Source organism: Limnospira sp. PMC 1279.21 (assembly GCF_032349615.1).
GTDB lineage: Bacteria > Cyanobacteriota > Cyanobacteriia > Cyanobacteriales > Microcoleaceae > Limnospira > Limnospira fusiformis.
Map to the genome: position 1 here is coordinate 1 of NZ_JARPLU010000202.1, position 7,425 is coordinate 7,425.

8 protein-coding genes and 1 pseudogene are annotated in these 7,425 nt (G+C 44.4%); 5 read left to right on the forward strand and 4 right to left on the reverse strand.

What is annotated here, in order from left to right; genetic code table 11:
- The first annotated feature begins 142 nt into the window (after positions 1-142).
- The gene (locus P5683_RS21180) at positions 143-481 is read left to right on the forward strand and encodes a BrnT family toxin (protein WP_228116365.1); all 339 of its coding nucleotides are present in this window, start codon (positions 143-145) and stop codon (positions 479-481) included.
- Entirely contained in the window at positions 444-719 is a 276-nt protein-coding gene (locus P5683_RS21185; RefSeq protein WP_006670774.1) for a BrnA antitoxin family protein, read from the forward strand. The genes P5683_RS21180 and P5683_RS21185 overlap by 38 nt, the downstream gene beginning before the upstream one ends.
- Before the next feature lie 218 nt (positions 720-937).
- Here P5683_RS21185 and aroB read toward each other — a convergent pair whose 3' ends face one another.
- Positions 938-2,035 carry a 3-dehydroquinate synthase gene (gene aroB, locus P5683_RS21190; protein ID WP_008050342.1) on the reverse strand — a complete coding sequence of 366 codons (1,098 nt, stop codon included), beginning with the start codon at positions 2,033-2,035 and terminating at the stop codon, positions 938-940.
- Between the two features lie 74 nt (positions 2,036-2,109).
- On the opposite strand from aroB, the gene P5683_RS21195 reads away from it, so the two are divergent.
- Positions 2,110-2,244: a hypothetical protein gene (locus P5683_RS21195; RefSeq protein WP_006624654.1), complete on the forward strand. Its 135-nt coding sequence runs from the start codon at positions 2,110-2,112 to the stop codon at positions 2,242-2,244.
- A gap of 80 nt (positions 2,245-2,324) precedes the next feature.
- Here the strand turns inward: P5683_RS21195 and P5683_RS21200 are convergent, their stop codons facing one another.
- From P5683_RS21200 to P5683_RS21210, 3 genes are all read right to left on the reverse strand, one after another.
- Positions 2,325-3,542, reverse strand: a complete 1,218-nt coding sequence (locus tag P5683_RS21200) for an amino acid ABC transporter permease (protein ID WP_006624655.1) — start codon at positions 3,540-3,542, stop codon at positions 2,325-2,327.
- Between the two features lie 93 nt (positions 3,543-3,635).
- Positions 3,636-4,808, reverse strand: coding sequence for an amino acid ABC transporter permease (locus P5683_RS21205; RefSeq protein WP_193520995.1), 1,173 nt, complete (start codon positions 4,806-4,808; stop codon positions 3,636-3,638).
- Positions 4,805-4,930 carry a hypothetical protein gene (locus tag P5683_RS21210; RefSeq protein ID WP_006624657.1) on the reverse strand — a complete coding sequence of 42 codons (126 nt, stop codon included), beginning with the start codon at positions 4,928-4,930 and terminating at the stop codon, positions 4,805-4,807. The genes P5683_RS21205 and P5683_RS21210 overlap by 4 nt, the downstream gene beginning before the upstream one ends.
- 387 nt (positions 4,931-5,317) lie before the next feature.
- Between P5683_RS21210 and P5683_RS21215 the strand changes: the two genes are divergently transcribed.
- Both P5683_RS21215 and P5683_RS21220 read left to right on the forward strand, forming a co-directional pair.
- Complete coding sequence (locus tag P5683_RS21215; RefSeq protein WP_006670584.1) at positions 5,318-6,442, forward strand: ABC transporter ATP-binding protein; 1,125 nt, start codon at positions 5,318-5,320, stop codon at positions 6,440-6,442.
- Between the two features lie 143 nt (positions 6,443-6,585).
- Positions 6,586-7,425 (forward strand): annotated as a pseudogene (locus P5683_RS21220) (CopG family transcriptional regulator); the annotation flags it as partial.

Sequence of the window (7,425 nt, forward strand, 5' to 3'; positions counted from 1 at the left end):
CTCCGCAGTCAACCAAATTTCCCAGCAGTAAGATTAATAAACCCGCCCCCCTCCACGGTCAACCCAACGCCACCATCTCTCCATCATGTTGGGTTTCACCCAACCTACATGGGTTTTGGGAAGTAAGAGAAAATTACCACCGTTGATTCTGTTAATATTAATTTTTTGGGAAAATTTAGTTACAATATGTAGTAACAGTCAAGGCATGGAATTTGAATGGGATGAAACTAAACGTCTGACGAACCTCCGCAAACATGGCATTAATTTTATTGATGTTCCCCTTGTTTTTGATGGAGATATCGTAACCTTTGAAGATGACCGATTCAATTATGGAGAGCAGAGGTTTGTGACTTTGGGTTTGTTGCAAGGGCGAGTGGTCGCTATTGTCCATACAGAACAAGAAAAATGTATTCGGATTATTTCTGCGAGAAAAGCTACTAAATATGAACAACAAATTTACTTCGAGCAACTCTCAAACTGACTGGAACCGCCTAGACCGGATGACTGATGAAGAAATTGATTTTTCTGATTGTCCTGAAATTACGCCAGAAATGGTTACTAAAGCAGTAGTTAGGCGAGGTTCACCTAATTATCAGACCAAAACACAAGTGACTTTAAGTATTGATAGTGATGTTTTAGACTGGTTTAAATCGCAAGGTCAGAGTTATCAGACTGAGATTAATCGTTTACTGCGATCGCATATGGAAGCCCAGCAATAGCCTTTTTTCCCAATTTGAGTAGGTTGGGTGGAGGTACGAAACCCAACTCCACCGTCTCTCCATCATGTTGGGTTTGACCCAACCTACATGGCTGGGGTTTTGGCAAGTAGTCAACCACATTTCCCAGCAGTAAGATTAATAAACCCGCCCCCCTCCACAGTCAACCCAACGCCACCATCTCTCCATCATGTTGGGTTTCACCCAACCTACTAAAATTATTAATTGTTAATTGTCGCTAATACATCAGCAATAGTCTGGGAAGGGACTCGATCGCTAATAGTTACTGTGCCAATTTCCCTGGGGAGAATAAAGCGGACTTGACCATCTTTCACCTTCTTATCAGTTTGTAGGATGTCGATGATTTCATCAATCTTTAATCCTTGGGGAAGATGAATAGGTAAACCTGCCTTTTTAATCAGTAATTCCTGGCGGCGATCGCCATCATTTCCCCATAATTGCATCTTCACCGCAATTTGACTAGCAGCAACCATCCCAATAGCCACCGCTTCCCCGTGTACCAATTCCAAGTATCCGGTCAGACTCTCTACCGCATGACCGATAGTATGACCATAATTCAAAATCGCCCTCAGTCCCGATTCCTTTTCATCCTTGCTAACCACATCAGCCTTACTTTGACAGGAACGGACTATAATTTCGGTCAGTAGTTCCCCCGTCAAATCATCAATGCTATGGAGGTTATCTGCCTCTTCTAGGCGTTCAAATAACTGTTTATCCCAAATCACCCCATATTTAATCACCTCCGCCATTCCCGCCCGAAATTCTCGTGCTGGTAGAGTCGTCAAAACCTGCGGATCTATCACCACTAAACGGGGTTGATGAAAAGCGCCAATCAAGTTTTTACCCTGGGGATGATTTACCCCTGTTTTCCCACCAATAGAAGCATCCACCATAGCCAGTAGAGAGGTGGGAACCTGTACAACATTAATTCCCCGCAGCCAGGTAGCAGCAGCAAACCCGGTCATATCTCCAATTACTCCCCCCCCTAAAGCGATCATAGTGGAACTACGTTCTAGGCGGTGTTCTAGGGCGCTATTATAGATAGATTGGACCGTGGAGAGTGTTTTATACTGTTCTCCAGCGGGAAGGACTACTGAGGAAACCTGAAAGCCAGCATTCTCCATTGAGGCGATCGCCCTTTGTCCGTAGTGTGCAAAAATTTCTGGGTTAGATACCAATAGGGCTTTTTTTCCTAACTTGAGGGAAGACACCAAAGACCCCAAGCGGTCTAAATTCCCCGCCGCCACAGAAATATCATAGGACATTGGCCCCAAATTCACCCGAATGACAGACGACATGATGGCTTCCTCGTAAATTCCGCTAATTTCCCATAGAAGGCTATATTCTAGCGCAGGTCGTGTTTCAATGGAAGATGCAAAAGTTGACTTATCGGGAGATATTGACGATGACCATTGATGGTGCGATCGCTTATGCTTTACTCTATGTAGTAGCTATCGGCGCTGCGGCTGGCATTATGTTCACCCTGCGACTGGTAAAACTGATCTAAATAGTCTCATAGGCTAATTATGCTGTATCTGCGAACTTAATCTGATTCGCCGATGCAGCATTAATCTATAATTGGGGAAATTAGCGATTTTCGGTATTGAGTTGTTTCTCCAATTTCCGACTGGCTAAAGACATTAAATAGCAGAATAGCCAGTAGAGAACACCCAGGAATAGATAAACCTCCGCATAGCGTCCCAAAAATTGAGGGTTAGCTAAAATTGAACGGCTGATCCCTAGCAATTCTACGAGTCCGACTATGGCTAATAGGGTGGTGTCTTGAAACAGGCTAATAAACTGACCGACAATGGAGGGGATGGAGATTTTTAGGGCTTGCGGTAAGATAATTAAAACCATAGTTAAGGCTGGATTTAGACCTAGGGCTTTAGCGGCTTCATATTGACCCCTGGGGATAGCTTGTAGTCCGCCTCGGACGTTTTCTGCTAGGTAGGCTGAACTAAACATGGTTAAACCTACGATCGCCCTCAAAATGCGATCGGGTCGCATTCCTTCTGGTAAAAATAGGGGGAGAAGAATTTGACCCATAAACAGAATGGTAATTAGGGGTAAGCCTCTGATAATTTCAATATAGGCGATGGATAATCCTCTAATTACTGGTAAATCGCTTTGTCTACCTAAAGCTAATAAAACACCGATGGGAAAACATAGTAAAATGCTAATTACTGACATCAGCAAGGTTAGCATTAATCCTCCCCATAGGTCGGTGGAAACTCCCCTTAATCCTAAGCCGCCACCTATTAACCACAGGCTGATAATTAATAGCACAAACCAAGAAAAAGGCAGCCATTTTCCCAGTAGAGGTTTCCGGCTGCCAATTTGTCGCCCTCCCCAACTGCTAAATACAAAGACAAATAATAGGGCGATCGCTATGATACGATAAGATATGGCAGTTGGTAATAAAGCCATTAACATGGCGACGACACTCAGGAAAATGACAATATTTTGGCTGAAGAGGATGGTTTGGCGGCGGGCTAAAAATCCCCAGGTCAGACCTGATAAAATGCTAACTATTCCCAACAATAACCACAAGCGCCAATATTGATCACTGGGAAACCGACCGACCATAAATAGGTGCAAATTGGCGGGGATTACTTCCCATTGGGCGACTAATCTCGCCCAGGATACAAACCCTACTAACATCCACAGTAGGAAACTGGCGATCGCTATGGTAACTAACCCATTGTACCAGGTATTAAACAGGTTATCACGCAGCCATTGGGGAAAGTCTGTTGACTGGGAAGGGGCTTGACGGTTTAAGGTGGGTTCAGGATTTGCTGTCATTTTTAGAATAGGTAATTCTTAACTGTGATGGTAGGGAAGGTTGGGGATTTTGATATTTGCTAAAAACTCCCTGTTAGTCACGGTTGACTGTAGTTATCTTTCCTGAAGTTGAACCCGGCGATTAAGGAAGTTCATAAATAGGGAAATAATCAGGTTAATGGTGAGATAGGCTGCCATAATAATTAGCATGACCTCTACCGCCCTCCCACTCTGGTTAAAGGTGGTGTTAGCAACATTATAAAGGTCAGCGTAGGCTACAGCGATCGCTAAACTGGAATTTTTCGCCAAGTTCAAATATTGACTATTGAGAGGAGGAATAATCACCCGCAAAGCCTGGGGAAACACGACCAGACGCATGACTAAACCTGATTTTAACCCTAGGGACCCGGCGGCTTCCCATTGTCCTTTGGCTACAGATTGAATCCCGGCGCGGACAATTTCGGCAATATAAGCAGCAGTATAAAATACTAACCCCACTAACAAAGCACTAAATTCAATAGTTAGCCTGAGACCACCTCGTAAAATGGGATTGTTTTCGCTTCCGATAATGGCGGGAACTTCCCAACCAAAGCCAAACAGGATGATTAACAACGACACTAGGGCGATGATACCTAGGGCGATTAATTGGGGTTGACCAGAAACCCCCTTTTCTACCATAATTTTAGTGCGTTGTTTCCAAATTACAAAAGAGGCGATCGCTGCTATTACCAAAAACCCTAACCACACCCAGATTAGAGAACTAGATGGCCAAGGAATAAAAATCCCCCGCTGAGTTAGGAAAATGGCATTAAAAACCCCCAGGCGATCTCTCACTGGGGGTAGTTGCAGAAATATCCCATACCAGAATAGCAGTTGTAGCAGTAGGGGGGTATTCCTGACTATTTCTACATATACTAACCCAATTTGACGCACTAGCCAGTTACCGGAAAAATAGGAAATTCCCGCAACAATTCCTACAATGGTCGTCAGGATAATCCCAAAAAACATCACTCGCAGCGTGTTCACTAAACCCGCTAGGAGAACCTGTCTATAGGGATCTGTCGGTTGGTAGGGGATGATACTTTCACCGATCGCAAATCCGGCGGTACTATTTAAAAATCCGAACCCGAACCTAATTCCGCTTCTTTGTAGGTTCTGATTCAGGTTAATGGTAAATATGCTAATAATCGCGATCACAATTACTAGGATGATTACCTGGAAGGCGATTTTCCAGAAGCGATCGTCTCGCCAAAGGGGGATTTTCGGTTGATTTGGATTCGTTGTCATTTTCCCTGATTTGTGATTTTGGGTGCGGTATTTTCAGCATAATTAACTACTGCTAAAATAGCCGTACAAATTGCTACTAATTGACCACTGATTTTCCCAATTTTATTGAGAGTCTTTATCATTAGTTAATATTCTTGCCCACAATAACTGGGATGATCATAGTACAAAATTAGCCCATGTAGTCAACTGGCAATCAACCAGGAAAACCCGATAAATAGCCGCGCCACCACCGCCAGAGGGGTTGAAAGTCCCATATATACCCGCAACCGCGCCTAACCAGGAGTGGGAAGCGGGCTGATATTGTCTCATCTTACTACCGCGCCATGTTCAACCGCAATCACTTTTGGCGGCTGACTCGGGAAAATCCCCATCTGGGAAAATTCCATAAAACTTAACACCAACTTAGTGAGAATCTATACGAATAATGTCCTATGATGGTAGGGGGTATTGATTGGAAAGTTTATCAATAAACCCGGCACACAGTTAAAGGAAGGTTAACAAAACTAACGATGTCTGAGTCTGCTATCTTGGATATGGTAGGGATCTCAAAGCAGTATCCCAACACTTACACCCCCGCCGTCGAGGATATAAGCATAACCTTGAACCAGGGAGATATTCTGAGTCTACTGGGTCCGTCTGGATGTGGTAAAACTACTCTGTTGCGGATAATTGCAGGGTTTGAACAGCCAGATAGGGGAGTGGTAGAGATTGCGGGACAGGTGGTTTCTGGGTTAAAACAGTGGGTTCCCCCAGAACGTCGGGGGGTGGGTATGGTGTTCCAGAATTATGCCTTGTTTCCTCACCTGACAGTAGCCAAAAATATTGCTTTTGGTTTGGAAACTCTCCGCCAAAAATCCCCCAAACAACTACAGTTGCGAGTGGCGGAAGTGTTAGAATTGGTGGGGTTGTCGGGATATGCCGATCGCTATCCCCATGAAATCTCTGGGGGACAACAGCAACGGGTGGCTTTAGCACGAGCCTTGGCCCCTAATCCGGCGTTGGTATTATTGGATGAACCCCTGAGTAATTTAGATGTACAAGTGCGGCTGAAATTGCGCCAGGAATTGCGGGAAATTCTGAAAGCAGCACGAGCATCAGCGGTGTTTGTTACCCATGACCAAGAAGAGGCTTTATCAATTTCTGACTGGGTGGCGGTAATGCGCCATGGACATTTGGAACAGTGGGGGACTCCAGAGGAAATTTACCTAGAACCGGCTTCTCGGTTTGTGGCGGAGTTTGTTACCCAGGCTAATTTTATCCCAGCACAGCGCCGGGGGAATTTGTGGGAAACTGAGGTGGGCTGTTTTGCGATCGCCTCTAACTTGGATTTAGATGATGATTCCGATATCACTGAAAAAGCAGATTTGATGGTGCGCCAAGAAGATTTTATCCTCAAACCTGACGAAACGGCTTCGGTGGTGATTCGCGATCGCCAGTTTTTGGGTCGCGAACTTCATTATTGTTTACAGGTTCCTTCTGGAGGTGAACTGATTGCTCGTACTCCCTTCGGAGGGGGATCGCTTCCTGTCGGTATGCGAGTACAGGTGATGTTTCCTCAAGACTCCGTGCGCGTGTTTCCCTCTGTTTCTGGCTCTGGAACTCCCAGATCAGCTTATGTATCGGCTCCCCATTAAGGTAGTCCCCCCGAATTTTGCTTTACAAAACTTTAAATTTTTCCGGTTCTGATCACAAAGATTAACCAAATGTTGAATTGTGATCAGTTTTTGGTAAGATCTGGTTAGAGCAGCTAAGTTGTAGAACGGCTGAGGAGGGGGTAATGCCAAGAAAGAAAAAACGGGGAGTCACGACTTTGTATTCAGAAACTAAGGTAAAAATAGGGGTGTCGCTAACACCCACAGGAGCGAAATTATTAAGCACAACTGCTAAAGAGTTGGGTCTGTCGCGTTCGGAATTTGTCGAACGTATTGCTAGGGGTGACTTTAAGATCTCTATGGATGAAGAAGGCACAACTATTAGCCTGGCTAACACTAATACACAAACAGAAGTTGATGATCAATCCGATGATAGCCCGGCTATTACCGCCGAATTAGAAAAGCGATCGGCTGAATATGATCAACTTCAGCAGGAATACGAAACCCTGCAAAAACAAGTTATAGAACAGGCGAATACTATCGCTGAACTAGAACAAAAACTAGGTCATTTCCCAGAATTACAAGCGCAACTTGAAAATAGTGTTCCGGCTAAGGAATATCATCACGTTCAGCAAGAACTCCAACAACATAAAGACTCAATTACTGACCTGAAAAAACAGCTTAAACGGATTGGAGAACTTGAGAGTAAACTGGCGAACACGGTTTCTCTGGAAGACCACGAAGCGCTGAAACAGCAAAATCAGGAAACTCTTAATCAACTCCAAAGCCAACTGGGTGACTCTCAGAAGCTACAACAGCAATTGGAACAGCAGAAATCTACTGTGGCTGATTTGCAATCACAGTTAAAACAAACGGTGACGGCTGAGGTTCACCAAAAGCTACAACAGCAATTAGAACAGCAGAAATCTACTGTGGCTGATTTGCAATCACAGTTAAAACAAACGGTGACGGCTGAGGTTCACCAAAAGCTACAACAGCAATTGGAACAGCATAAATCTACTGTA